The 26,844-nt window shown below is 58.4% G+C and carries 20 protein-coding genes and 1 other RNA gene; 20 read left to right on the forward strand and 1 reads right to left on the reverse strand.

From position 1 onward, the window contains the following. Positions 1–10: 10 nt before the first annotated feature. The 12 genes from ACTQV3_RS04780 to ACTQV3_RS04835 all read left to right on the forward strand — a co-directional run bounded on the left by ACTQV3_RS04780 (position 11) and on the right by ACTQV3_RS04835 (position 16,488). Positions 11–832 (forward strand): HAD family hydrolase, encoded by an 822-nt coding sequence (locus ACTQV3_RS04780; RefSeq protein ID WP_441067991.1) that lies wholly within the window; start codon positions 11–13, stop codon positions 830–832. A 505-nt stretch (positions 833–1,337) separates the two neighbouring features. Further along, on the forward strand, positions 1,338–4,883 hold the full coding sequence (locus ACTQV3_RS04785) for a Spy0128 family protein (RefSeq protein WP_441067993.1): 3,546 nt from the start codon (positions 1,338–1,340) through the stop codon (positions 4,881–4,883). Then, positions 4,876–6,546 carry a SpaA isopeptide-forming pilin-related protein gene (locus ACTQV3_RS04790; protein ID WP_441067995.1) on the forward strand — a complete coding sequence of 557 codons (1,671 nt, stop codon included), beginning with the start codon at positions 4,876–4,878 and terminating at the stop codon, positions 6,544–6,546. The genes ACTQV3_RS04785 and ACTQV3_RS04790 overlap by 8 nt, the downstream gene beginning before the upstream one ends. Positions 6,547–6,660: 114 nt before the next feature. Next, on the forward strand, positions 6,661–8,406 hold the full coding sequence (locus ACTQV3_RS04795; RefSeq protein WP_441067997.1) for a SpaA isopeptide-forming pilin-related protein: 1,746 nt from the start codon (positions 6,661–6,663) through the stop codon (positions 8,404–8,406). 738 nt (positions 8,407–9,144) lie between these two features. Beyond that, positions 9,145–10,062, forward strand: coding sequence for a class C sortase (locus ACTQV3_RS04800; protein ID WP_441067999.1), 918 nt, complete (start codon positions 9,145–9,147; stop codon positions 10,060–10,062). 358 nt (positions 10,063–10,420) lie between these two features. Then, positions 10,421–10,732: an Asp-tRNA(Asn)/Glu-tRNA(Gln) amidotransferase subunit GatC gene (locus tag ACTQV3_RS04805; protein ID WP_022095059.1), complete on the forward strand. Its 312-nt coding sequence runs from the start codon at positions 10,421–10,423 to the stop codon at positions 10,730–10,732. Then, positions 10,732–12,246 carry an Asp-tRNA(Asn)/Glu-tRNA(Gln) amidotransferase subunit GatA gene (gene gatA / locus ACTQV3_RS04810; protein WP_441068001.1) on the forward strand — a complete coding sequence of 505 codons (1,515 nt, stop codon included), beginning with the start codon at positions 10,732–10,734 and terminating at the stop codon, positions 12,244–12,246. The genes ACTQV3_RS04805 and gatA overlap by 1 nt, the downstream gene beginning before the upstream one ends. Beyond that, positions 12,246–13,922, forward strand: coding sequence for an Asp-tRNA(Asn)/Glu-tRNA(Gln) amidotransferase subunit GatB (gene gatB, locus ACTQV3_RS04815; protein ID WP_368139013.1), 1,677 nt, complete (start codon positions 12,246–12,248; stop codon positions 13,920–13,922). Before gatA ends, gatB begins: the two co-directional genes overlap by 1 nt. Before the next feature lie 810 nt (positions 13,923–14,732). Next, entirely contained in the window at positions 14,733–14,864 is a 132-nt protein-coding gene (locus tag ACTQV3_RS04820) for a hypothetical protein (RefSeq protein ID WP_441068003.1), read from the forward strand. Between the two features lie 18 nt (positions 14,865–14,882). Next, a complete protein-coding gene (locus ACTQV3_RS04825) occupies positions 14,883–15,479 on the forward strand; it encodes an HAD-IC family P-type ATPase (protein ID WP_441068005.1) in 597 nt (198 codons plus the stop codon). A gap of 143 nt (positions 15,480–15,622) precedes the next feature. Beyond that, positions 15,623–15,976 carry a hypothetical protein gene (locus ACTQV3_RS04830; RefSeq protein WP_441068007.1) on the forward strand — a complete coding sequence of 118 codons (354 nt, stop codon included), beginning with the start codon at positions 15,623–15,625 and terminating at the stop codon, positions 15,974–15,976. Next, a complete protein-coding gene (locus ACTQV3_RS04835) occupies positions 15,973–16,488 on the forward strand; it encodes a type II toxin-antitoxin system VapC family toxin (protein ID WP_441068009.1) in 516 nt (171 codons plus the stop codon). The genes ACTQV3_RS04830 and ACTQV3_RS04835 overlap by 4 nt, the downstream gene beginning before the upstream one ends. A gap of 59 nt (positions 16,489–16,547) precedes the next feature. On the opposite strand, the gene ACTQV3_RS04840 is transcribed toward ACTQV3_RS04835, so the two are convergent. Next, positions 16,548–16,982 carry a hypothetical protein gene (locus ACTQV3_RS04840; RefSeq protein WP_427719414.1) on the reverse strand — a complete coding sequence of 145 codons (435 nt, stop codon included), beginning with the start codon at positions 16,980–16,982 and terminating at the stop codon, positions 16,548–16,550. A 239-nt stretch (positions 16,983–17,221) separates the two neighbouring features. Here ACTQV3_RS04840 and ssrA point away from each other — a divergent pair. The 8 genes from ssrA (at position 17,222) to ACTQV3_RS04880 (ending at position 26,795) form a co-directional block, all read left to right on the forward strand. Next, positions 17,222–17,585: a transfer-messenger RNA gene (gene ssrA, locus ACTQV3_RS04845) on the forward strand. A 765-nt stretch (positions 17,586–18,350) separates the two neighbouring features. After that, positions 18,351–19,229: a patatin-like phospholipase family protein gene (locus ACTQV3_RS04850; protein WP_441068011.1), complete on the forward strand. Its 879-nt coding sequence runs from the start codon at positions 18,351–18,353 to the stop codon at positions 19,227–19,229. A gap of 157 nt (positions 19,230–19,386) precedes the next feature. Then, the gene (rplM, locus tag ACTQV3_RS04855; protein WP_370450665.1) at positions 19,387–19,830 is read left to right on the forward strand and encodes a 50S ribosomal protein L13; all 444 of its coding nucleotides are present in this window, start codon (positions 19,387–19,389) and stop codon (positions 19,828–19,830) included. 2 nt (positions 19,831–19,832) lie between these two features. After that, entirely contained in the window at positions 19,833–20,228 is a 396-nt protein-coding gene (rpsI, locus tag ACTQV3_RS04860) for a 30S ribosomal protein S9 (RefSeq protein ID WP_022094634.1), read from the forward strand. A 123-nt stretch (positions 20,229–20,351) separates the two neighbouring features. After that, complete coding sequence (gene glmM, locus ACTQV3_RS04865) at positions 20,352–21,689, forward strand: phosphoglucosamine mutase (RefSeq protein ID WP_441042375.1); 1,338 nt, start codon at positions 20,352–20,354, stop codon at positions 21,687–21,689. Positions 21,690–21,790: 101 nt separating this feature from the next. After that, positions 21,791–22,258 carry a PTS sugar transporter subunit IIA gene (locus tag ACTQV3_RS04870; protein ID WP_427719420.1) on the forward strand — a complete coding sequence of 156 codons (468 nt, stop codon included), beginning with the start codon at positions 21,791–21,793 and terminating at the stop codon, positions 22,256–22,258. Between the two features lie 272 nt (positions 22,259–22,530). Beyond that, positions 22,531–23,259 (forward strand): glucosamine-6-phosphate deaminase, encoded by a 729-nt coding sequence (gene nagB / locus ACTQV3_RS04875; RefSeq protein WP_427747557.1) that lies wholly within the window; start codon positions 22,531–22,533, stop codon positions 23,257–23,259. Positions 23,260–23,795: 536 nt separating this feature from the next. Next, positions 23,796–26,795, forward strand: coding sequence for an AfsR/SARP family transcriptional regulator (locus ACTQV3_RS04880; protein WP_441068013.1), 3,000 nt, complete (start codon positions 23,796–23,798; stop codon positions 26,793–26,795). The last annotated feature ends 49 nt before the right edge of the window (positions 26,796–26,844 follow it).

The following is a 26,844-nucleotide window of genomic DNA, read 5'->3' on the forward strand; positions in this document are numbered from 1 at the left end:
AAAGGCCCCCATGGACGCCACCTTCAGCCACATTAAAGCCGTACTCTGCGATATCGACGGCACGCTGCTCACGAGCCGGCACACGGTGTCCCCGCGCACCGTGGCGGCGATCCGCGCCTTGCGCGAGCGTGGCGTGCTCTTTGGCCTGTGCACCGGGCGCGACGCCCACGCGACCGAGGCCATGTACGAGCTCTGGGGTATCGAAGGCCTGGTGGACGTGCTCGTGGGCTGCGGTGGCGCCGAGGTCATCGACCGCGCGCACGACATCAACGAGCTGAGCTATCCGCTGCCGGGCGAGACCATCGCGCGCATTTGCGAGCACATGGCAGACCTGCCGGCAACGCCCGTTTGCCCTCGGGACGGCGTGCTCTATGTGCCCGAGAGCGATGCGTGCGTCGAGCACTTGTCGCGTGTCGACGGCGTGCCCTACAAGGTGGTTGACTTTGCCGAGTTTTTGCGCGAGCCGCAGACCAAGGTGATGTTTACCATGGCGCCCGAGGTAATGCCGCGGGTGATTGAGCGGGCGTCGACGCTTGCCGACGACACCGTTAAAGCGGCTGCTCTGCAGACCACGCAACGACTCTACGAGTTCATGGATCCGCGCGTGTCTAAGACGCGCGGCCTTGTGCGCGTGGCGGAGCTCAGCGGCATGGAGCTCGAGAACATCTGCGTGTTTGGCGATGCCGATAACGACACCTGCATGGTGGCCGACGCCGGCGTGGGCGTGGCCATGGCAAACGGCAGCGACGCCACCCGTGCCGCCGCCGACTTTGTAACCTCGAGCAACGACGAAGACGGCATCGCGATCTTTATCGAGGAGCATCTGCTGTAGCGCCGGGGGAGAACCACCGCAAAGGGGACAGGCACCTTTGCGGTGGCCTCAGGCGATTTGGGCGAGTTGATGCCTACAATCTGCGCGCAAATACAAATATGGTTGTCTGAACATTACGCTTCTAACCACCGATGGGTTAAAGATATTCTCATCAGTTTGGTAGGATATTCCTTCCGGTTAATGACCTACTGCTCACGGTCGATTTTCGACCGTGAGCGGGATGTTTGCTCTTGAGCAAAAATTTATGCAAACAAATCTAATGCCATTAAAAAATGATGGGCAACTAAATTACCAGTAGAAACAAAAAATAGATAGCGAATAAACGAAGGTAAATCTGAGCAAATGTCAAGAGAATTGAGAATCCGCTAGAAAAATGTCGGTATATTTTGCTCAGATGTCTAAACAATCGTTACAATATGTACACTAAGCGTGCGCAATTTCAGGTTGCGCAGATACGTTTGATAGTGAAAGAGCAAGATCGCGGTCTCTTGGGGAGGAGACATCGATGAAAGCAAATTCAGACAAATCTAAGCAGAGCAATAAAGCGATGCATCGTGTGCTAGCAGGCGTTTTGTGCGGAGCCTCCGTTTTGAGCTTGGTGCTGTCGCTCGTCATGCCTCCGATCTCGCAGGCCATTGCCAATGGCACTCAGGAGGTTGCTGCCGAGGAGGTTGCTGCGGACGAGGGCACTTTAAGCAAGGACGCCCGTGCGGACAATCCCACGGGCAAAGTCGCCGAAAACCAGAATAACGGCGACGTCGAGAATGACGCGAACGACGACGTCGAGAATGGGGCGAACGAGGATACCGTTGCAGCAGACTCGACAGCCGATGACGCGGAGGCCGAGGGCGCCGCGCCGCCTGCGGATGATGATGCTAACGACGAGGGCACGATCGCACTTGCTGCAGAGAATGGATCGACTCATGAAATCAGTAGTGGAGCTGAACTCAGCTCGAAGCTTTCTGAAAAGAGTTTTCGCGATAATGAGGGCCGGGCTACTTTTACGCTTGTTAACAATATTGAATGCAGCGATGAGATTAAGCTTGAACAAACTGACGATAACCCCATCAATATCACCCTTAATCTAAACGGTAATAAGATCAAGTGCTTGAACACCGACAAGCCGTTATTCGATGTTGCTGGCGGCGCAACACTTACAATTAAGGACGAAATTAAGGACTCCGCGCCGGTGACTGAGACGGTTAACGATGTCCAACGGCTGACTGATCAGGGGCAGGACCTGAATCCCGATAATTATGGCAAGAAAGTCGAGCTAAAATACGATAATGACATTCCGTCTGATCTTACCTACTACGTGACCAAATCGACCCCGAGTGGTACAGGGACAATCGAGACGCTTGTCAGCCATAACGTCGATATTAAGGGCAAGGGCGCCATCGTGGCGTGCGGCGGCAAAACAAATCTAAGGCTCATCAATCTGTATAACAAATACGGCAAGGGCGGCACGTTTAACCTTGTGAGCGGCGTGATTACGCAAAAACAAGACGGCAGCGTTAGCAGCTTGGTCTATGCCGAGGGCGGCTCTACCGTCAACATGCGCGGCGGCTACGTGTGTGGCGCTTCTAGCTCGGGTGCGGGCGCGGGCATTATGGTGTCCAACGAGAAAGGTGGTGCCTCGACCCTTAATTTGACCGGTGGCGTAATTGCTGGCAACAGTGCTCCTAGTGGCGGCGGTGTGTATGCTAAAGACTCCACGGTCACCATGACTAATGGCGTAATCTCCGGCAACAGCACACTTCCTTCTGGTGCTGGTTTCGGCGGCGGCATCATGGCCGAAAACGGCAGCGTCACTGTTTCCGGTGGCTACATCACTAACAATAAATATACCAATTTCTGTGGCCATGATGGTTATGGCGATCATGGCGGCGCTGGACTTGCCGCTAGAAACGGTACTTATGTCACCATTTCGGGCGGCCAGATCACGGGCAACTATTCTGAGGAAGCAGGCGGCGGCGTTTACATTACCGATGTCGATCGACACGGGGCGAGTTCTCGCGAGACAATGGCATGGCTCAACATTACGGGGGGAACTATTGCCGCAAATGTGAGCAACCGTTCCGAGGGTGCTGGCATTCGCGTGGGCCAGATGGTTGACGCGATGATAGAAGGTGCGTCAAAATCTACTCCAGTCTATATCACTAATAACTCCTGCATGTCTCGCTTTGACTGGGGCGGAGGCGGTATCTTTGTCCAGGGCGATTCGGATACCGCATCTAATGCGGGCAGGCTATTTGTCTATAACTCCTATATAAGCAGCAATGAGGCCGGTGGCTACGGTGGCGGCGTTGCGGTTTGCCCGACGGGCAAGACCTTGGTGACGAACACCTACGGCACAGCGATCTTTGGCAATACGTCTGCCAAAGATCAGCATGAAGCAAAAGATGATTATAATTCTGAGAAAAATAGCGGCAACGAAGGCACCCCTCACCTATCCGCTGGTGGCTACGAAGGCCTTGTCCACAAAAAGAACCAGGATACTACCGCCTACAATAGTCCTGACTTTCGCGAAAACGGTCACGCCGATTTCTTCCTTGCAGCGGAGGGTCACCGCGAACCAATCGCGGCAGTGACCGGCAAGATGCTTGGCGGCGGTGATGCCAAGTACTCGGGAAGTAAAGAGCTTAGAGGTGCCATTACTATCCCCGCTAACGGTGGCGTGCAGGTATATAACAGCATCGGCCTGAGCTCGGGTGTTAATGCTCAAGACCTTCAAGACCTCGCGGCGATCAATGAGGCGCGAAACGAGGCAAAGACGTTTATCACGGGCAATTATTCCTGGAACCATGGCGGCGGCATCATGTCAAATGGCGACTTGTACCTAGGCGTGCCTGCGGATACGTACGTCTACCCGAGCCTTAAGCTGAAGGCGACCAAGAAGCTAATCGATTCGCAGGCTGATGAGAACAAAACGCTCACCGGGAATGAGTTCACCTTTGCGGTCTACCGCAAGGATTCGAAAGATCCTTTCGTTAATGGGAAATTCAATCGCGACGCTTGCACTGAGGTAGGAACTGCAAAAAATGACGCAAGCGGTAACATCACGTTTGATCTTGATGAACAGTTCGCAACGAGTGGTACAGCTGACACAACCACTATCACATACTACTTGGTCGAAGATTCCGGCGCTGAACCCGGTATCACGTACGACTCCGCTGTGTATGAGATTGTGGTAAGCGCCAAGGATAACCCGACCGAGCTCATGACTGCTCCGAAAAAGGACGAGCCGAACGTACAGATAGCTCTCAAAATCCATAACTACACGATTGAAAAGGTCAAAGTGACCAAGCATGAACTCGACAAGTCATCTGGGATGTGGAGTGTCACAAAATCATGGGACAACTTGCAGAAGAGCGATGACTATTATCCAATTGCCTGCAAAGATAGCTCAACGACTTTCACCAACGAGTACACTCCGTACACCTCCAGCGGCTCCTGGACTCCTAAGGCGACTAAGGTCGTTGAGGGCGGCGAGATGAAGGAGTTTACGCTTCAGCTTGCGACCGACAAAGAGTTCACGAAGAACGTTCAGAATAAGTCGACCAAGACCGACGCTGGTAAGTCCCAGACCTTAAGCTTCGACGAGATTAAGTACGAACTAAAAGACCTCGAAAAACTCGCGTCCGACTCCACGGGTCGCGGTGCGAGCAAAACCTTTACTTATTACGTTCGCGAACAGCGGCCGACCACGCCGTTTACGAACTACAAGTACGACGAGTCGGTCTATCGATTTGATGTCACAATGACGGACCAAAAAGACGGAACAATCAAGGCCACCACGGTAACCTACACCAAGATCCAGGACGCTGGCGGTAATCCTATCGACGACCAGGAGCCCATTGTCTTTAACAGTAACAATCCCAATGAGCACGGCCCCACCTTCACCAACACCTACTCCACCTCTTTGCCCCTTTCTGGTATGTCGGGCGTCACTCTGACGTACTTTGCCGGCGCGGCGGTGCTTTGCGCTGCTGCAGCCTGGATGCACATTCGTCGCAAGGCGAATGCGAAGGGAGGTGAGCGTCGTGAATAAGAAAGTTTGCTCCTTCCCGATCTTGTCTGCGCTGCTTGCCCTCCTGATCGGCACCTGCGCGGTTGTGTTCCCCGCATCCGCGCAGGCCGCGCCGACCTCGACCGGTTCCATCACGGTGAGCGGCACCGTGGCGAGCAGCTACGACGCCTACCAGATCTTTAGCGCCAACGTCATCGATGGCGACAACGACGCTAAAATAGCCACCGACCTCGCCTGGGCAAGCGACGACGTGCGCGACGCCGCAATGCCTGTGCTGCACAGTGCCGGCATGCCCAAATCCCAGACCACAGCGCAGGAAGCTGCCGAGTGGCTCAACGCCGATTCCCACCTTACGAGCGCGCTGAGCGCACAGCTCGCTCGTTTCCTCCAGAGCTCTGGCGCCGTGTCCGTGGCCCTTAATGCGGGCACGGCGGCCGAACTGCCCTGCGGCTACTGGCTCATCGTCGCCGACGACGACGCCATCGCCCAGGGCGAGGCCGGCACCGCGCCGATCATGGCCCTGGTCGGCGGCAGCGCCGTCACCGTCAAGCCCAAGGCGGCGACCCCCAAGGTCTCCAAGCATGTGCTGGAGGACAGCACCGCCGCCTGGCAGAAGGCCGCCGACGCCACGGTCGCCGACGACCTGTACTGGCGCCTCTCTGCCACGGTCCCGGCGGGGCTCAAGGCCTACGACACCTACACGGTGCGGTTCGTCGACGCCATGAGCGCGGGGCTCGACCCCTCCAAGGTGGCCGCGAGCATGCGCGTGTACGTGGCGGCGGGTGCGGACGGCGGCTTCGACGCCGTCTCGGCCGGTAAGGACGGCCGCGCCGGCACTGAGCCCGCGAAGGGCTGGACCGACATCACGGCCCAGTGCGCCACCAAGGTAGCAGCGGACGGCAAGACCTTCACCGTGCGCACCGGCGACCTGATCGCCGCGCTCGGCGGGGCCGACGCCTTTACCGCGGGCGCCCGCGTGGTCGCCGTGTACAACGCGCCGCTCAACAGCGCATGCAACCACGGCATCGCGAAGGGCAACCCCAACGAGGTCTACCTGCGCTACCCGCGCTCTCCCTTTGCCGACCAGTCGGGCGACGCCGGCCTCACCCGCACGCCGAGCGACGACGCGTGCGCCTACACCTGGGATCTCGCGCTCACCAAGCGCGGCAGCGACGGCGACAAGCCGCTTGCCGGGGCGGTCCTGAGCATCGCCGACGACCGCGGTCGTACGCTGGCGGCCGGCGGCACGTGGGATGCGGAGGGCAAGGCCACCGTCACCACGGGTGAGGACGGCCGCGTGACCGTCTCGGGCGTGGACTCGGGCAAGCTGGAGGTCCGCGAGCTCAAGGCGCCCAAGGGCTACACCGCCTTTAAGGGCACGCGCTCCGTGACGGTCAAGGCCGAGGGCCTGGACGTCGGCCAGGTGGCCGCCGCCAAGCCCAAGCTCACCATCACGGCCGAGTCGCCCCTGCGTGCCGACAGCGCGGACGAGTCGACGGGCAGCCTAGAGGCGTCGCTCATCAACACGCCCACCGGCACACCCCCTAGCATTACCACCGGAGGCTTTATGCCCTCGACTGGCGATATGGCAATGTACGCCGCGGTCGCCGCAGCGGTCGCCGGAGCCGCGCTCATCGTGGTCGCGCTCCTGATCAGGCGGGGAGGTGGCAGCCATAAAGAGTAGCTGGCAGCCCCACCGAGAGCGGGGCGAGACGTAGCGAAGTAAATGCTAAGACACAGACAGATGATGACCAATCAAATGAGAACCAACCGGAAAACGGAGGAAAAGAAGATGAGCATGAGCAAGAACATCGCACGCCTGGCAGTAACCGCCGGCCTAACGGCAGTGCTGAGCTTCGGCGGCGTGATGGCCCCGGTGACCATGGCGTTTGCGGCGGGCACGCCGACGGTGGCCACGGACGGCAATGTAAAGATTGACGAGAAGACCTATAAGGACACAACCTTTAAGGGCATCCAGATTTTCAAGGCAAAGGTTACGCAGAATTATGATGGAAGTGCCTGGTCTGGCGAAAAGACCCTTTCCGATATTGATTGGGCGTCGCCTGATGTTATGAGTGTTGTGACTGGTGCATTTACTGACGTCGCGGAGGCTCCTGCTGCGAATGCAGGCGCTCAGGCTTGGGCCAAGTACATTAAAGATAATGCCGGTAATAAAGTTGGCCAGACTGCTAAGGTTGACGCTGGCTCCACGTTGGATAAGATTGCTGCCGCACTTGAGGGTTCGACTCTAACCTGGACAAACCCAGGCGATTCCAGCAAGGGAGACTTTAAGGCTTTAAACACCGGCTATTGGCTCTTTGTGACTGCAAATGTTGGTTCGACCACATCTAGCGATTCGGCCAACGGCAATACCGACGCCTATACCTCGCCAATCTTCACTGTCGTCGGTGGTGAAGATGTAAAGGCGGAGCCCAAGAAGGACGTCCCCAACGTGACCAAGGCCGTCAAGGATGACGCAGTGGATGGCACGTTTGGTACATTCGAGAATCCCAACAAGGCTGCTGACTCTCAGATGGGCGACTATGTCGACTATCTTCTTACCGGTACGGTTGCAAGCAACATCAACACCTACAGCACCTACAAGTACACCTTCACTGATGAGCTCCCCAAATCCATGACGCCGAAGTTTAAGGATGGTAGCACGACGCCAGACGTCACGGTCAAGATCGGTGATACCGAGGTCAAGACTGACTGCTACACCGCCAAGTACGTGAACGATAAGATAACTGTCGACTTCACCGATCTCAAGAACTGCACGGATGAGAGTGGCAATTCTATTGTGTTGAACAGTGGCTCGAAGGTGACTGTCGAGTACAAGGCCAAGCTCGACTCCACCAAGATTTTCGAAAATGGCAAGATCAAAGATGAATTCAAAGGTTTGGTTGGTAAAGCCCAGAAAAATAAGGTTACGCTGACTTATTCCAACAATCCGCATGCCGAAGGTGTTGGCGCCACGGTTGAGCATCCTGCCTATGATTACACCTACGGTATCGATGTCACCAAGGTCGGTTCTGATGATGAAACAAAGGGACTCAAAGGTGTTGAGTTTACGCTGCAAGAGCAGGGTGATATTAACAAGTTTATCATGGCAAATGGTGTCAAGACGACCGATGAAGCAAAGGCTAAGCTGACAACTGATGACTCCGGCAAGCTTAACGTTGTTGGTCTCGACGAGGGCACCTACGTCCTCACGGAGGTTACGCCCGCCCCTGGTTACAACAACTCCGCAGCAAACGGTGTGACCTTTACCATCAAGCGCGATCTTAACCAGAATGGCGATGACGTTACCCCTAGTGCGGATTCTGCAATCAATGCAGCAAATGGTGTCGTGAAGAACAATTCGGCTACCGCGTCTACCGGTAAGCTCAGTTTCATCATTGTCGACCAGCAGGGCTCCGGCCTTCCCCTCACCGGCCTCAATGGCGTGACCTTCACTTGGATCGCTGGTGGCGCGGTGCTGTGCATCGGCGTGGCGCACCTCATCCGCAGCCGTAAGCAGGCTGAGGAGTCCGAGCAGGAGTAACGCTCGCTCACCCATCCCTTTGGCAGGTGGGATGTGATGGCCATGAGACTTGCGGACACTTTTCTCGTCCATTGACGTTCTTGCTTTGCCATTCTCTTTTCGGGACAGATTCCGCACTGGAGTTTGCCCCATTTTTTGGATATAGCAGCCGGTGTGCCGATGCTCGTAAGGTCGGGTGTAATGAATATCGAACAAATGTTTGCAAATGTTGCGCTTGCCGGGAGCAAGCGCATGCGCTCGCAGTAAAATTACCTTGCGACGCATCCCGTGCGCGGGCGGCCGACGACTCGATCGGAGGTCCCCAAATGCTGAAATTCCTTAACGCGCTCGCCGCCCTCGCGGCGGTGGGCACGTTCGTCATCGCGTTTCTTGACTCGTATGAGGTTCGGTTTAAGGTCCGTAGGCGCACGCGCGGTGCGGACGGTAGAAGGCATTTGCGCCGCAACAAGCGCAAATAAGAATGCCCGGGGTTCGGAGCCCGGGCATTTAACAACGTCGGAAACTGGTCGCCCGCGCTCCTAAGTACTTACGCGGGGTGCGTCGTTTCCTGTAGCTATTGTATCCCGAATCGCCCCGCCGATTCGGGACATTTTGAAAACGCAAATGCTGGCCTATCCTCGACCGGATGATGCAGTCTGGCTGTGTTGTCCGGCACAGGAGCTCGCTAATCAGCTATTATTTGTTTAGACAACTTGAGTTGTAGAGGAGTGACTGGCGATGGTGCAGGGCGCCAAACATATGAAGAGCAATAACGCCGCGGCCAACGGTGGCTCAAGCCCTCAGTCTAAACCTCAACCAAAACCTAAGCGCCGTCGCAAGCGGCTGCCGCGCTGGGCCGACCGGCTCATCACCATCGTCATCATCCTTATCGGCGTGGGCCTTATGACCTGGCCGTGGATCTTGGACCGGCTCGAGGCCTCGGGCGTGTTCAACCAGATCAGCACCGTGTCCAGCACCGTGGATGCGCTGTCTGCCGAGGAGCGCGAGCGCATTCTGCTCCAGGCGCGCTCCTATAACGAGCAGCTGGCGGGCGAGGCAACCGAGCTTCCCGCCGATCAGATCGAGCCCTACGCTCAGCAACTTATCTTTGACCGCGACCCCATGATGAGCTGGGTCGAGATTCCCTCCATCGACGTGAGCATGCCCATCTACCACGGCACGAGCGAGGAAGTCCTCATGGCGGGCGTCGGCCACCTGGAGGGCACGAGCCTGCCGGTGGGCGGCACCTCGACGCATTGCGTGCTCACCGCGCACTCGGGCATGCGCAACCTGAGCATGTTCGACGACATCCACTCGCTGGAGGCCGGCGACCTTGTGCTGCTGCACACCATGAACAAGACGCTCGCCTACAAGATGGTGGACTCCGAGGTGGTGCTGCCCGAGGAGATGGAGTCGCTGACCATCGAGCCCGGAGCCGACAAGGTTACGCTCGTCACCTGCACGCCCTACGGCGTGAACGACCATCGTCTGCTGGTGCACTGCGTGCGCACCAAGTACAGCAAGAAGGACGTCGACAAGCAAAAGTCGCTGGCTGGTCGCCACTGGGGCAAGCGCGAGTTTGCCGTGCTCATCGTGGTCGTGGCCATTGTGCTGTTGCTGCTGGACATCGTGATCCACGCGATCCGCAAGCGCCGCAAGGCCAAGGTCTCGGCATAGGGCATCGTTCAGAACCACCACAATGGGGACAGGCACCTTTGTGGTGTTCGGGACTTCCAAACCATCACAACATTCGATGAAAATCGCGATTTTGCCGAAAAACGTCGAATGTTGTGATGGTTTGCGCCCCGGGTCATGCCATCCTGCGGATCCGGCCACCACAAAGGGCGCAGTTCACAGGCACCTTTGTGGTGGTTTTCGCTATGGACGGTACGGTTTCGCTGCAGAACCGCCGGCCCGCCGCCTGCCAACCGCCGCCCTCGTTACGTTTTCGCTGCATTTGGGTAAAGCGCCTGCTCCAAGCCGGCGTTGCCTTGTATACTAGAGCGGTTTAACTGTTATGCGGAAGGGAGCGCCTATGGCACTCAGCGAGAAAGACGTGCGCGGTATCGCCGAGTACGCAAAGATCGCACTGACCGATGACGAGCTCGCCCAGATGACGTCCTACATGAACGATGCCGTCCAGATGCTCGAGCCCGTCTTGCAATATGACTTGCCCGACGTGGAGCCCACGTTCCATCCCATCGGAAGCCTGTCCAACGTGATGGGCGATGACCTGCGCGAGTCCGAGCGCGACCTGCCGCTCGACGTCGCGCTCGAAAACGCCGGCAGCGCGCGCGACCGCTACTTCCGCGTGCCGTCCATTTTGGGAGAGGGGGAGAGCGAGTAATGGCGCAGAGCTTCGATTCCCTTACCGCTGTCCAGATTGCCGCGAGCGTTGCCGCTGGCGACTTTACCGCTACCGAGGTGGCCCAGGCCTCCCTTGCCGCCATCGAGGCGCGCGAGGGCGGGGTCCAGGCATTCCTACAGGTGGCGCCCGAGCTTGCGCTCGAGGCCGCCGCGCGCGTGGATGCCGATCGTGCCGCAGGCAAGCCGCTGCCCCCGCTCGCGGGCGTGCCGCTGGCCATCAAGGACAACATGAACCTTGTGGGCACGCGCACCACCTGCGCTTCCCGCATGCTCGAGAACTACCAGAGCGTCTACACCGCCACCTGCGTCCAGCGCATGCTCGATGCCGGCTGCCTGCCCATGGGCAAGGCCAACATGGACGAGTTTGCCTTTGGCAGCTCCACCGAGAGCTCGGCGTTCCACCGCACCAACAACCCCTGGGATACCGAGCGCGTGCCCGGTGGCTCCTCGGGCGGCTCCGCTGCCGCCGTCGCCGCGGGCGAGGTCGCGCTCTCGCTGGGCTCGGACACCGGCGGCTCCATTCGCCAGCCGGCGTCGCTGTGCGGCGTGGTGGGCTTTAAGCCCACATATGGCGCCGTGAGCCGTTACGGCGTGGTCGCCTTTGGCTCGTCGCTCGACCAGGTGGGCCCCTTCGGCCGCACGGTCGAGGATGTCGCGCTGGCCATGAACGCGCTTACCGGCGCGGGCCACGATCCCTACGACTGCACCAGCCAGGATTGCGCCGTCGACTTTACCGAGCATCTCAACGACAGCATCGAGGGTAAGCGCGTGGGTATCATCCCCGCGTTTATGGAGGCCGAGGGCCTGACGTCCGAGGTCAAGGCCGCTGTTCAGCGCGCCGCCCAGGAGTTGCAGAACCAGGGCGCCGAGCTGGTCGAGGTCGACCTGCCGCACCTGGATGCCGCCATCGCCGCCTACTACGTCATCGGCCCGGCCGAGGCGTTCTCCAACCTGGCCCGCTTCGACGGTATTCGCTACGGCTATCAGGAGGAGGGCTGCGCCAACCTGTCCGACCAGAGCTCGCTGTCGCGCGCCCACGGCTTTGGCGCCGAGGCCAAGCGCCGTCAGATGCTCGGCGCCTACCTGCTGAGCTCGGGCGTGTACGACAAGTATTACTACGCTGCGCAAAAGGCCCGCACGCTCATCACGCAGGACTACGACACCGCGTATGCCAAGGTGGACACCATCCTCATGCCTGCCTCGCCGCGCACGGCCTTTAAGTTTGGCGAGATCAGCGACCCCACGCAGATGTACCTCTCCGACCTGTACACCATCTCGCTCAACATTTGCGGCAACGGTGGTATCTCGGTGCCGCTGGGCTTGGGCGAGGATACTCAGCTGCCCGTTTCTGCCCAGCTGGTGGGTCCGGCGTTTAAGGACCGTCAGCTGCTAACGTTTGCCCGCGCCCTGGAGCGCGGCTTTGCCGATGCCGCCACGGGTGCGCCCGCGCTTTCCGTCGCGCCCGATTTTGCCGGGAAGGGAGGCGAGCTGTAATGAAAGAGCTTTCCGAGGTCCTGCAGGATTGGGAGGCCGTGATCGGCCTGGAGATTCATACCGAGCTCACCGCACTCGATACCAAGATGTTCTGCAACTGCAAGCTCAGCCACGATGACGAGCCCAACGCCAACGTGTGTCCGGTGTGCTTGGGCCTGCCCGGCGCCCTGCCGGTGCCCAACAAGCGCGCCATCGAGAGCATCGTTAAGGCCGGCCTCGCCACCAACTGCGAGATCCAGCGCCACTCGATGTTCTACCGCAAGCACTACTTCTATCCCGATATGGCCAAGAACTTCCAGACCACGCAGGGTCCGGTCGCCTTTGCCATGTACGGTCACCTGGACCTGGACGTGACTGGTCGCGGCGCTGCAGAGCGCCCCGATTGCGCGTTTGGCGAGGCCGAGGCCCAGAGCCTGGCGAGCGCCTCGGCCAACGCCGAGGGCCTGTCCACGTCCATGACGTCGACCATGCGCGAGGGCAATCAGCGCGCCGGCCATCTGGCCAGCTATGACGCGTCCAACCTGCAGATGCCCGAGCGTCGCGAGGACGGTTCCTACACGGTGCCCATCCGCATCCTTCGCATCCACATGGAGGAGGACGCCGCCAAAATGGTCCACGTGGGTGGTGCCGAGGGCCGCATTACCGCCGCGGCCGAGTCGCTCGTCGACTACAACCGCTGCGGTACGCCTTTGATTGAGCTCGTGACTGAGCCCGACTTGCGTACGCCTGAGGAGGCTCGCCTGTTTATGGAAAAGCTCCGTCGCATCTTTGTGACGCTGGGCATTTCGGACTGCTCCATGGAGAAGGGTTCTATGCGCTGCGACGGCAACGTGTCGCTGCGCCGTCGCGGCGAGACCAAGCTGGGTACCAAAACCGAGCTTAAGAACCTCAACTCGTTTAAGAGCCTGCACGACGGCCTTGCCTACGAGATTTGCCGCCAGGCCGAGGTGCTCGAGGAGGGCGGCATTATCTATCAGGAGACCCGCCACTGGGAGCCCAGCCGCAAGCGCACCGTGGTCATGCGTGTGAAGGAGACGGCCGACGACTATCGTCTGTTCCCCGACCCCGACTTGGCGCCGTTCGATCTGGACGACGAGTTCATCGATCGCTGCCGAGGTGAGATTCCCGAGCTGCCCGATGCCAAGCGCGCCCGTTTTGAGGCCGATTTTGGCATTAAGGCGGCCGATGCCGAGCAAATCGCCGGTGACCCGGAGTTTGCCGAGTTCTTTGAGGCCGCCGCTGCCGGTATGGCTGGCAAGGAGGCCCAGACGGTTGCAAACTTGCTGGTGAACGAGATGATCGCCTACCTTAAGGGCGCGGGCGTGTCGCTCGCCGAGTCCGGCATCGCGCCGGCTCAGGTGGCAGCGCTTGCCAAGCTGCTGGCGACCGATGCCATCAGCTCCAACCAGGCTCACGAGGTCTTTGAGGCCATGGCCCAGACCGGCGACGACCCCAACAAGATCGTCGACGAGCGCGGTATGCGTCAGGTGAGCGATGCCGGCGCGCTGCAGCCGATTGTGGACGAGGTGCTGGCAAACTGTGCCGAGCAGGCACAGCAGTATCGTGACGGCAACCAGAAGGTCATCGGCTTTTTGGTGGGCCAGTGCATGAAGGCGAGTCGCGGCAAGGGTAACCCGAAGCTCTTCAACGAGTTGCTGAGAACGTCGCTCTCGTAGCTGCGAGGCCAGCGAAGCCCCGAGTCGCCGGGGTATTTCCTCCAAATTTCAAACAGTCCTATGCAAGACGAAGGCCACATTTAGTGGCCTTCTTTGCATGCGGAACTCATTTGGAGCAAACACCCCGGCGACTCGGGGCTTCGCTGGCCAGACGACTCGGCCGTTCGGGTCAGGAGGGGCTAAATGGAATTTGGTGAATGAGGGTGCCGTTGGCACCCTCATTTTTTTGTGGATGTGGCGCAGGGACGGTCCCTTGGTCACATTTTTGGGCTGTGGAAAGCGAAGCTTAATACTTTTCCCGAGAAGTGAACGACCTTATTTGGACCTCTGAAGCATCGACACTTTTTGGACACTGTTTCCTGCGGTTTTGCCGAGTTTTCCCTGCGGTTTTGTTACTAAAAAATGCGGATGCTTCAGGGGTCCGATTTTGCTCGTTCACTTCTCGGGAAAAGTATTAGACCTCGATTTGCTGGGACGGGGGAGAGTCTTTCTTGGATGCCGGAGATGTACGTTGCGGCAGACGGATTGTCGAAAGTCGGCCGGTCTGCACCCTAAGATTTCCAGAAAGTTAACCATTTTTGACCTTAATAGTTAGATAAATTAAATTATTTTCCAAAAGTGTGCTTTAGTAAACTTATTCACTCGGGTGCTGAGGCACCGTGCCGTGTCCAATGCGGCAAAAGGGAGAAGCAACATGAAGAAGCCGACGTTTAACACCCTGCTTGTCGGTGGCGGTTTTCTGCTTGGTACGGCTGGCATCAAGCTGCTCGCCAGCGCTCCGGTAAAGAATGCCTGCGTGCAGGGCATTGCGTGCGGCGTGCTGCCGTCGAGTACATCGTGGCGCACGGCATCGCTTCGTCCATCGAAGGGCGTCGCGCCATCATCGGTTCCGCCCATTTTGTATTCGAGGATGAGGGCGCGCAGCTCGAGTCAGACATTTAGGAGCAAATCGAGCCTCAGATGCAGGGCCTGTCGCCGCTGTATTTGGCGGTCGATGGCAAGGTCGTCGGCGTGCTCGGCATCGAGGACCCGCTCAAGCCTGGGGTCCGTGAGGTCATCGCCGACCTGCATGCTCTGGGCGTCAAGCATGTCGTTATGTTCACAGGCGATTCCGAGCGCACGGCCGAGCGCATTGCGCGAGAGGCAGGGGTCGACGAGTTTAAGGCCGAGCTGCTGCCCGAGGACAAGTACGCGTATGCGGAGCGCATTAAGGGCGAGGGGAGCCATGTTGTCATGGTGGGCGACGGCGTCAACGATTCGTCGGCACTCGCTTTGGCCGACGTGGGGCTTGCAATGGGTGGCGGAAGCGACATCGCCAAGGAGGTCGCCGATATCATCCTGACCGATACGGATCCTGCTGCGATCGTGCGCCTGCGCCGCATGAGCCAGGGTCTTGTTGATCGTTTGACGAGCTCCTACTCTAAGGTGATGCTCACCAACTCGGCACTCTTGTCACTGGGCATTACCGGCACGATTGCCTCGCAGGCATCGTCGCTGCTGCACAACGGCTCGACGATCGCCTACAGCCTGAGCAACGCGAAGGCATATCTGCGTTAGGAGACGTGTTTGCCCACGTTATCTGGCATGCGCCCAGACGGCATCGGTGTCGTCCGGATGCAGGCCTTTTGTATTTGACCATTTGATAGCGTCTCTATATAGAGTTGCTATCGAGGCTAGCAATTGAAGGGAGCGAGATCGACGTGGGTGCTGCTAGCGGCATGGCGCAGGTGAACGTTCGCGTGGATCGCCAGGTCAAGAACCGCGCCGAGGAGGCGCTGCGGCTTTCGGGCGGGTCACTGCCCGAGCTCATCAAAAAGGTGGTGGCCAAGGTTGCGCAGGGTGGCGGTTCGTGCGAAGAGGTGTTGTCGGCCATTGACGACCAGCCGCCTAGCGCTGGTGCCACCTCGCCGTTTGTCGCATCATGGGCGGCGGTGGATCAGATTTACGCGGACCTGGGCATCGCTACGTCGCCCGTATCCGACGATCGCGATTGGGACACAATCTATTCCGAAGCCATGGATGAGCATTATCGCCAAAAGGGGATGATCCTGTGAGTGGAGGTCCCCTTAGGATCATGGTGGATGCCAACGTATGGGTCGATTCGTTTTGCGCCGACCATACCGAGTCGCTTGCCGCGCGTACGTTTATTGGGCAGGCGACGGAGACGGGGGCGTTGCTGTTCTTTCCGGTGCATATTGCCAAGGACGTGCTGTACGTTGTCCAACACGAGCTGAAGCGTAGCGTTCTTGCCGGCGGGGGAGCGCTCGACGAGGCATCTGTCCGTGCAATTGGCGATGCGGCGTTGGCGTTTGTTCGGAACATGACCGAAAACGCCACGGCCGTGGGTACTGATGCATCCGATCTGTGGCTAGCCGACAAATATCTGACGCTCCATCGCGATTACGAGGACAACTTGGTACTCGCCGCGTGCAAGCGCGCGCAGATCGATTACTTGGTGACCAACAATCGCAAGCTGCTCGAACATGCCGATCTTGCAGCAAAGACCCCGCGCCAAATGATGCCGATTCTAGCTTTGGCCGAACGTGGTGGCGCGGCTATCGGTTAGCGCGAACTGTTTGCGTGGCCTTCGGAACGTCGGCGCTCAGAAGGCCACGCATCCTTTAATTACAAAAGCGCTGCCTTGATGACGGGAGCTTCGACGAGCTTCTCGGCGGCCTTTTCGTCGGAATCGTTTAGTGCTGCTAGACTGCGGTAGACCCACTCGTTGACCTGGGTGTTCTTGACGCCTGCGGTCTGCATAAGGGCGCCTACCTCGCGGATTGCTGCGAGCAGATCGGCTTTGGGACCCGCGAGCTCGACCTCGATGCCGTGGTAGGCGGCCACGCCGCGGTTCTCGCTCACGTGGTCGATAAAGCCCGCGACGGTCTCAAACTGCTGGGCGAGAGCTGCATCATCGTCAGCGTCCAGCGCAACAAGGGCGTTCGATACCGTGAGGGCGGGATGTCCACAGGGGACAAAGCCTTCGATGACATCCATAGCTTCGGTAATGGTTGAGCCCAGGCCTGCGAGGGCATTGACGAGTTGCTGCTTGGTATCCATAACTGTCCTTTCGACGGGTCAATTTTGCTTGGCGAAAATATACGTGACGCGTTCAGTGGCAAAAATGCGAAGTATGGTGCACATTAGGGTCTTCACAGCTCGTGCATAGAGCAGCTGTCTGCCTTTAGAACGTGGTAAGATAGCTATCCACGAGCGGGGTTTACCCCGCGTGTTCCTTGAAAAGTCGACGGCTATCGGGTGTTTGCAGGCCCGATACCATCCAGACTTTCCCAACATTCGGGGGCGACTGGTTTCGACACGATAGCTCTGAGAGAGGAAGCAAGCCGAGGTCTCCTCGCCTCGTTAAACAGGGGTACCGTCAAATTGAATTGACAACAACTCTTCTTTTGAGCCTATGGCTCTCGCTGCTTAGTTTATAGCGGCGCGTCAACCCGGTGATTTCCCCGACACCGGCGCGACGTCATGTTAGGGGAATGCTCCCGCGCACGTAATCGGTATGGCGCGGGCTAAGACCGAACCGGTTGGGATGCCGCGAGCGTGTCGCTGCGCGCAAAGCGTCCGAGACTAAACCAGCGACTGAGCTTGGAGATGCCAATCAGGGGGCTTTCGTGGACCGGAGTTCGATTCTCCGCGCCTCCACCAATAGCTACAGGCAGGTAGGTAAACGCACCTACCTGCTTTTTTATTACTTATAGATACCGCGGAGAATCGAACTCTATGCAGGGCGCGGGCGTAAAGAAAACGCGTAAGCGTTTTTAGCCCGCGGGCGAGGACGCCGGCAGGCGGCCGAAGCCGGTGCGTATTTGCGAAGCAAATACGCGGATTCTCCGCGCAAAGCCTCGACCCTATATAGATGCGATGCCGATCGGATGACAGCCGGCAACGCCCTGCGCCAGCGTCATCCCCGCACCGCGGAGAACCGAACTCTATGCAGGGCGCGGGCGTAAAGAAAACGCGTAAGCGTTTTTAGCCCGCGGGCGAGGACGCCGGCAGGCGGCCGAAGCCGGTGCGGATTTGCGAAGCAAATACGCGGATTCTCCGCGCAAAGCCTCTACAAGGTGGAGTAGTCAATTTGGGACGGGGCTATTTTAGCTACCCCTATAAGCCAGTCGATATTAGTTCCGGTCCCCAATAATTCGTCGACAGTCAAAGGGCAGCTAAAATAGCCCCGTCCCAAATTGACTACTCACGTTGACGCCTCAAGCGGAAGTTGCATCCCAGAATCTACGCTCAGAATGGGATGCGTTTTCCGGATGGGTTGTTGGCGGAAAGTCCATCCCGGAATCGCCCCCCAGAACGGGACGTGCTTTCCGCCAGTCGCCCCGTCCTCCTCAACTCCAAAACCCATGCGCTCTCCATCTCAAAACTGGGTAGAAGAAGGCCAAAACGAAACAGTAGGAGGTCAACATGACGGCAGAAGATAAGGCAAAGAACGCCGGCAAGGTCGCGCTCGTCTTGGAGGGCGGCAGCTTCCGCGGGCAGTTTACCGCGGGCGTGCTCGACGTCCTCATGGAGGCTGGCGTCGAGATTCCGGCTGTCTACGGTGTATCGGCCGGCGCCCTCAACGGCGTGAACTACAAGTCGCACCAGATCGGCCGTGCCAACCGCATCAACCTGACTTTCTGCAACGACAACCGCTTCATGGGTGCCGCATCGTTTGCGTCTACGGGTTCCATCGTGGGTTACGACTTCATCTTCAACGATGTCCAGGACCGCTTGGATCCCTTTGACAACGAGGCATTCGACGCGAGCCCCATCGAGATGTACGCCGTCGCGACGGACATGCTCTTTGGAACCGCTGCATACCTGCCGGTCGAAAGCGCCGTGCTCGACCTCGATGCCGTGCGCGCCTCGACGTCGCTGCCGCTGGTGACGCCGCCGGTCGAGATCGACGGGCACAAATACGTCGACGGCGGCGTAGCCGATTCGGTCCCCATCGAGCACGTGCTGGAGGAGGCCGGCTTCGATCGCGCGGTTGTCATTGTCACGCAGGACCGCTCGTACGAGAAAAAGCCCTACGAGTTTATGCCTGCCGCACGCGCCCGCTATGCCGACTACCCCTATCTGCTCGAGGCTATCGAGACGCGCCACGACCGCTATAACATCCAGCGCATGCATCTGTGGAAGTATGAGCGCGAGGGCCGCGCGCTGGTCGTTGCCCCGCAAAAGCCTGTCGAGGTCGGTCACGTCGAGCACGATCCGGCAAAGCTTCTCGACCTGTATATTCAGGGTCGTCAGGAGGCAAAGCGTCTGCTGAGTGATATCGAGGCATTTGTCGAGCGCTAGCGTCGCGACATCATTACCGATGGACGACATGTGCAGAAAGTCTGGTCAGAGCCAAAATACCTGTTGACTCGGGCGACGGGCGGGGTAATATGGACGGGTTACTTGCAGAGCCCCGTGAATCTCTGTAACAACACGTACTGTACATGGAGGAGTCTAAGTGATTTCGAAATCGACTCACTACGCCAAGCAGGGCGAGGTCCAGCGCAACTGGGTTCTCGTCGACGCCGATGGTGCTGTCCTGGGCCGTCTTGCCACCCAGATCGCAATGATCCTGCGCGGTAAGAACAAGCCCCAGTTCACGCCCAACAGCGACTGCGGCGACTTCGTTGTCGTCATCAACGCCGATAAGGTCCAGCTTACCGGTAACAAGGCCGACACGAAGACCTATTATCGCCACAGCGGCTACAACGGCGGCCTCAAGGCTGAGAGCTTCCACCAGGCTATGGAGAAGCACCCGGAGAAGGTCATCGAGCGCGCCGTTCGCGGCATGCTGCCCAAGACCACCCTCGGCCGTGCCCAGATGACCAAGCTTAAGGTCTACGCTGGTGCCGAGCATCCGCATGCTGCCCAGAACCCCACGAAGATTGAGCTGGAGGCTTAAAGATGGCTGAGAACACCGTTGTCTACCAGGGTACCGGCCGTCGTAAGAACGCCGTCGCCCGCGTCCGTCTCGTCCCCGGCACCGGCAAGGTGACTATCAACAAGCGTGACGCCGAGCAGTATTTCGGCCGTCATCAGCTCGTTGAGAACGCCCTTGCTCCCTTCAAGGTGACCGATACCGCCGGTCAGTTCGACGTTATCGCTCTGTGCGATGGCGGCGGCATCTCCGGTCAGTCCGGCGCTCTGCGCCTGGGCATCGCTCGCGCTCTTCTGAACGCTGGCGACTACCGTGCTGACCTCAAGAAGGCCGGTTTCCTTACGCGCGATGCTCGCGTGGTCGAGCGCAAGAAGTACGGCCTCAAGAAGGCCCGCCGCGCTCCCCAGTTCTCCAAGCGCTAAGGTTTTATCTCCTTACGAGATACAATGTACAAGCGGGGCCTGCCGATTGCTCGGCGGGTCCCGCTTTTCTTTTTCGACTAGGGTGGGCGAGTGCGTTTTGCCCACTTGGGAAGGAGCGATCCTATGCCCCAGAACATCTTTGGCACCGACGGCGTCCGTGGCGTCGCCAACGCCGACCTCTCGTGCGACCTCGCGTTTCGCCTTGGCCGTGCGGCGACCAAGTTCCTTGGTCCGGACATTTGCGTTGGCCGCGACACGCGTCTTTCGGGCACCATGCTCGAGAGCGCTCTGACCGCTGGCATTATGGCCGAGGGCGGTCGCCCGCACTGCTGCGGCGTTATCCCTACGCCGGCCGTGGCGCTGCTCACCGTCCAAAACGACCTCGACGGCGGCATCGTCATCTCCGCTTCACACAATCCGCCGGAGTTTAACGGCATCAAGTTCTTTAGTCGCAAGGGCATGAAGCTTCCCGATGCCGTTGAAGAAGAGATCAGCGCCTGGGTCATGTCCGAGGAGGCCATGGCTGCCGACACGCTGCCGACCGGCGCCGGTGTGGGCCACATCATCAAGATGAAGGACGCTCGCAAGGCATACGTCGACCACGCTATCAGCACCCTCGGCGGCCTTAAACTCGACGGCCTGGTCGTTGCCGTCGACTGCGGTCACGGTGCTTCCTGCCAGACCACGCCTGCCGCGCTTCAGCGTCTGGGCGCTACGGTCCACGCCATCAATACCGACTACTGTGGCACCGACATCAATGTCGAGTGCGGCTCCACTCATCTTGAGCCCCTGCGCGAGCTCGTGCTGCGCACCCACGCCGACATCGGCCTGGCCCACGACGGTGACGCCGATCGCGTGCTGTTCGTGGACAGCGAGGGCAACGAGATCGATGGTGATTACATCCTGGCCATCTGCGGCTCTGACCTCGCCGCTCGCGGCAAGCTCGCCAACTCCGAGATCGTCTCGACCGTTATGTGCAACTTGGGCTTTTCCATCGCTATGAAGGAACAGGGCTTTGAGATGGTGCAGACCGCCGTGGGCGACCGCTACGTGCTGGAGCGCATGCTCGCGGACGGCGCCGTTATCGGCGGAGAGCAGTCCGGCCACATCATCTTCCTGGAGCACAACACCACCGGCGATGGCCTGGTGACGGCGCTGCAGCTGCTGGCCGTTCTCAAGCGCACTGGCCGCACCCTCACCGACCTTGCCGGCATCATGAAGAAGTACCCGCAGGTGCTCGTCAACGTGCATTCCGACAACAAGGCCGGTCTGGACGATTGCCAGCCCATTTGGGACGCTGTCGCTGCCGCCGAGAAGGAGCTTAACGGTCGCGGCCGCATTCTGGTGCGCCCGAGCGGTACCGAGCCGCTGGTTCGCGTGATGGCCGAGGCCGAGACGCACGAGCTGACTCAGCGCGTCGTTGACGACATCGTCGAGGTTGTCAAGCGCGAACTTCCCTAATGGTCAAAAACCAATGCCAAGTGGTAAACTACTAAAGCTGGTTTTGATTATTGGTATGTCCAAGGGGGAGCATGTTCACTAAAGTCCTAAGGTCTTTTGGTATGCGTGGTCGAGTCCTTACGCTGGATGCTCCCATCTCGGGCGATGTCATTCCGCTTTCCGAGGTTAACGACCAGACGTTTGCCACTGGCCTTTTGGGCCAAGGCGTTGCCATTCGGCCTACGGGCACGCGCGTGATTGCACCTGCGGATGCCAAGATCGAGGCGATTTTTCCAACGGGACACGCCGTTGCGCTCAACACGGTCGATGGCTTGGATGTTTTAATCCACGTTGGACTCGATACCGTTCAGCTCGAGGGCAAACACTTTACCGTGCATGCACAGGTGGGCGATATCGTCCATAAGGGCGATGTGCTTATCGAGTTTGAACGCGAGGCAATCGAGGCCGAGGGCTACGATGTGACGGTTCCCATTTTGGTGTGCAACTCTGTTGAGTTCTCGAGCATCAAGGGCTCCGTCGGCGAGCATGTCGAGGAGATGGATCAGCTCATCGTCGCTCGCGAGCGCTAACTCGTTCGCTTGCCCTTTGGCCTACAATTCAAACACGTTTACGGAGGGCGCCCTTGAAAGAGGGCGCCCTTCGTGGCAAGATGAAAAATGTCCGAGGCTAAAAGGCTTCGGGTCACCGTGGACGGGCAGGGGCCTCGACGCGGCTAGACACGAGATACATACATTACGCGACCTCGCCCTGGTGGCCGCACACGTTGGTTGCGGCCGACGCAGGCCGCGGGCAAGTGCTTGTAAGGGGAGCCTTGCCTCTCTTCTACGAGAAAGGATGCGTAATGAAGATCATTAAAGCTAAAGACTACGAGGATATGAGCCGCAAGGCCGCCAATATCATCTCGGCGCAGGTTATCCTTAAGCCCGATTGCGTGCTCGGTCTTGCCACCGGCTCCACTCCGATTGGCGCCTACAAGCAGCTCGCCGATTGGTACAAGAAGGGCGATATTGACTTCTCCGAGGTCAGTACCTATAACCTGGACGAGTATCGCGGCCTTTCGCACGATGATCCCCAGAGCTATCACTACTTCATGCGCGAGAACTTCTTCGATCACATCAACGTCGATCTGAATAACACGCACGTGCCCGATGGCTCCAACCCCGATGCCGCCGCTGCCTGCTCCGAGTACGATAAGATCGTCGCTGCCGCCGGTTACCCGGATCTGCAGCTGCTCGGCATTGGTAATAACGGTCATATTGGCTTCAACGAGCCCGATGACCACTTCTCCAAGGGTACGCACTGCGTCGACCTCACCGAGAGCACCATTCAGGCCAACAGCCGCCTGTTCGATAGCATCGACGACGTTCCCCGCCAGGCTTACACCATGGGTACCCAGACCATCATGTATGCCCGCATGATCCTGGTCGTCGCCAACGGCGAGGCCAAGGCTCAGGCTGTGCACGATATGTGCTATGGCCCGGTTACGCCCGAGTGCCCGGCTTCGATCCTGCAGCTGCACACCAACTGCGTCGTCGTTGCCGACGAGGCTGCCCTTTCGCTCTGCGAGTAGTACAATCCGAGCGATTTGTTATTACTTTGTTACAGGCTCCCGTTCTGCGGGGGCCTTTTTTATTATGCATATGCGGGATGGCGGCTAGCTTATAGACTCATGGGCCCTTATGCTGCGTCCGTCCGCAATATCTGCCAGCGGAATCAGAATGAGCGCGGGCTTTATGGTGTGCATAACATTAGCTTGCCAAAAGCTTGACGGTGGTGCCTCGTATAGTGTGATGCATTCTCTAGCATATTCTATTCAAATATGCTACTAATGAGTCGCAAACGGTAGCAGCGCGTAGGCGAGTTGCGCAACAAAATATTACAAGCCCCATTGCGTTACACTGCCAAATGAGTGGGACATGCTGGCAAGCGCATTGACCTGCGCAAAGACCGGTTGGTTGGGGGAAAAGTTTCAATCGGCGCTCGCTGAACAAAAACTTGCCAAATGCGAACCGAAAGACAACCTAAAACTCTGCGTCGTTCGATTTACGGGATGGCTTGGGCTGTCTTGCGATTACGGTGTCCATGTGGCCGAGGTAAGGAGCGAGCATGATGAACGGGCTGAACGATACGGACGATCTCGAATTGGCGCCATTGGGCACAGGTTATATGGTCCGACGTGATCGCCTGATGAGCGAGTTGATTGTCAAGGGCCGCAAGGCGGGCATTGTGTTGCTCTATGCACCAGATGGGTTTGGGAAAACATCGATATTGCTTCAGTACACTCAGGAAGTCAGAAGCGACCCGACGCGCGGTCTGGTACGAATCATCGAGGCTGACCGCGCGATTGCCCGCGAGGTGTTTATGCAGCTCGAAGTGGTCACAGATGAACTTGAGGACAAACCGAGATCGTTGATTGCGATTGATAACGTCCCCAACCTCGATCAGCAAGATACCGAGGAGCTTATCGATCGAATTCGAGGCCTGCGCACTATGGGGATCGGGGTCTTTGTCACCTGCCGCCCCTCAAATCGTCAGTTGATTCGCGGGCTGGGTGACTCGGTCAAGATCAATGCGCAGATGCTCAAGGTGCATGCCTATGAGTATTCGGCTTGGGCATCGGCGTTCTCGATTAGCACATCGCTCGATTTTTACCAGCTCACACAGGGTGTTCCCGAGTTGGTTTCGGCTATGCAGACGGGGCTGTACGGAGAGGGCGACGTTGCCAGCTTGCTCGAAAACGAGATTGTCAACGTATACGGTGCGGCACTTGCCGATATGGCATCAATCGATAACGGCGCCCTATTTAACGTGGCGTGCGTGATGGCCCTGATGGGCGAGGGCAAGATTGCGGAACTTGAGGCATGCGGTGTCAGGCTCTCCATGATCGATCAGTCCTATCTTGTTCGTGATTATCCGATTTTTGGTGTCGATCCGGTCGACCGAAGCTTTACGTGTATGGGCACCGAGGATAACGCGCGCCTGAGATTACGAAAAATGGTTGCGGAAATTCGTCCAGAGCTCGTTATGCGCGCGGCACGCATTCTGCTCAAGGCGGGCCGATGCGATGCTGCGATGGATTTGGCAGATGCCTTTTTGGATCGCGACGCCGTCCTTGAGCTTGCTGGACAATATGGTGTCGATTTGGCTCTGACTGGGCATGGAGGGGATGTCTGTCGCGCGGTACTGAGGACGACGGATGCCGACAAGCCCGCGTTGGAGCCGACGCCCACCGAGGCACTTGGTGTCTATTTGGCGGCGGTAAGCGTTTCGAATACTAAACTGGCCCGGTATATGGCCTCGATTGTCGAACATGCGAGCGCACAGTCGGTCCGCGAGATTGATTTGGTTTCTTGGAAAGTCGCCCAGGTGCTTACGGTCGTCTGTTATGGAGATTGCGAGCTTGGGCTTCCAGCCAATCCTGCTCTTCCAAAAAATGAGGCATCTTGTGCTGCGCTCGATATGCTGTCGGCGCATATCGAGGTCAAGAGCCGGCTGACCGAACAGGCGAAAGACGGCGCAGCACTTTCGGGACTCAAGGCGAACAAGGTATATGATTGCGAACTCGATATTGCAGAGATTCTCATACGGGCAGATCGGATGTTGGTGGAGCTCTTTGATGGGTCCTTTATGGGAATCGATGAGCGTGACGACGAGATGTCTCGAACACGGGAGGCACTCGATGCTCGTGGGCTTAAGGCACCGGCTGTCTGGGTGCGTATGGTGCTGGCGGCACGGCGTCTGCTTGCAGGCCTGCCAATGACTGACGATACGGCGTTTAATGAGCTCGATCGCTTTGCCGTGCGCGTGCGTGACAATCAAATCCAGCTGTTTGGCCTGCTACTCGAAGGCTGGCAGGCGCTCGCCGAGGGGCGCCCGGTCAACGCGAAGTTCCGCGCGGTCCAGGTGCTCAAGCTTGCTGACGAGTCGATCGCATACATGCGCGACAACGCGTTGCTGTTGGAGCGTGCATCAAGCCTTCGCAATACGTCGATGGTGTCGGTACGAGAAGAGGCAGAGCTGCTCGACCTAAGTCGGACACAAGTCGGCGGCGCGGAGGCTTGGGTCGTAGCGCTGCATTTGGCGTCTGCGGGCCGTGACAGCGATCTTGCCGCCTGGATGTCTATGAATCGTTCTGGGATTCTGGAGCCAGCGTATCGGCTGTTTGCACGCCTTGCGATGCATTGCCTGGGCGAGCCTGCTGCCAAGATTCGAAAGAAGCTCCCGGTGCATGAGCTATCGCGATATTCGCTGCGCGACGATTTGGAGGGAGAGAGTGAGCGGCTGTTCCAGGTCGGCGAGGTCGAACCCGTCGACGCTATCGATCATATCGAGATTCGCATGTTTGGCGCGTTTCGTGCCGAGCGCGACGGATTCCCCATCACAGACAAGATGTGGCGTCGTAAGAAAGCGGCAACGCTTGCCGAGCGGCTTGCGTTGGGTATCGATTCGTTTGTCGATCGCGAGACCTTGGCTATGGAACTGTGGCCACATGCCGAGTACAGTAGCGCCCGTAACAACTTGTATTCGACTGTGTCACGCTTACGATCCGCTTTGGGACCCACGCCAGATGGCAAGTCGTGCGTCCTGATCCAAAACGACTGCCTTGGCCTCAGCAGGGATTACGTTAAGACCGATGTGAAGCTATTTGAGCAGATAAGCCGCGAAATTTTGGGTAATCGCACAAGAGTGCGTGGGCCTCACCTGGTCGAGCTGTGTCTTAAGATCGAACAGCTCTATACCGGACCGCTGTATATCCCCAACGGTTGCAATCCGACGTACTTTTTGCGCATGCGCCGCATCATGCAGTCGAAGTTTATCGACTGCATGATTGTGGGAGCAAGCGCTGCCTTGGAAGAAAACGACCTGCAGTCGGCAATCTGGCTGGTAGAAGCGGGGCTACGTCAGGAGACCGCACGCGAGGACATGGTGCGATGCGCCATGCGCGTGTACGGAGCGGCGGGGAGACGCCGCGATATCGTCGAGCTCTATAGCGGGCATATCCATCATCTTAAGGAACAGGTCGCAGGCGTTCCCGAGCCCGAGACCAAGCGTCTCTACGAGCGTCTGGTCGAAAGCAGGGTCAACCGACCGTTCATTGAGCGATAAAAAACGGGCGCCCGCATCATTCGGACGCCCGCAGGCTTGCTCTGTGTGA

The organism is Collinsella sp. LCP19S3_A7 (assembly GCF_052121995.1).
GTDB lineage: Bacteria > Actinomycetota > Coriobacteriia > Coriobacteriales > Coriobacteriaceae > Collinsella.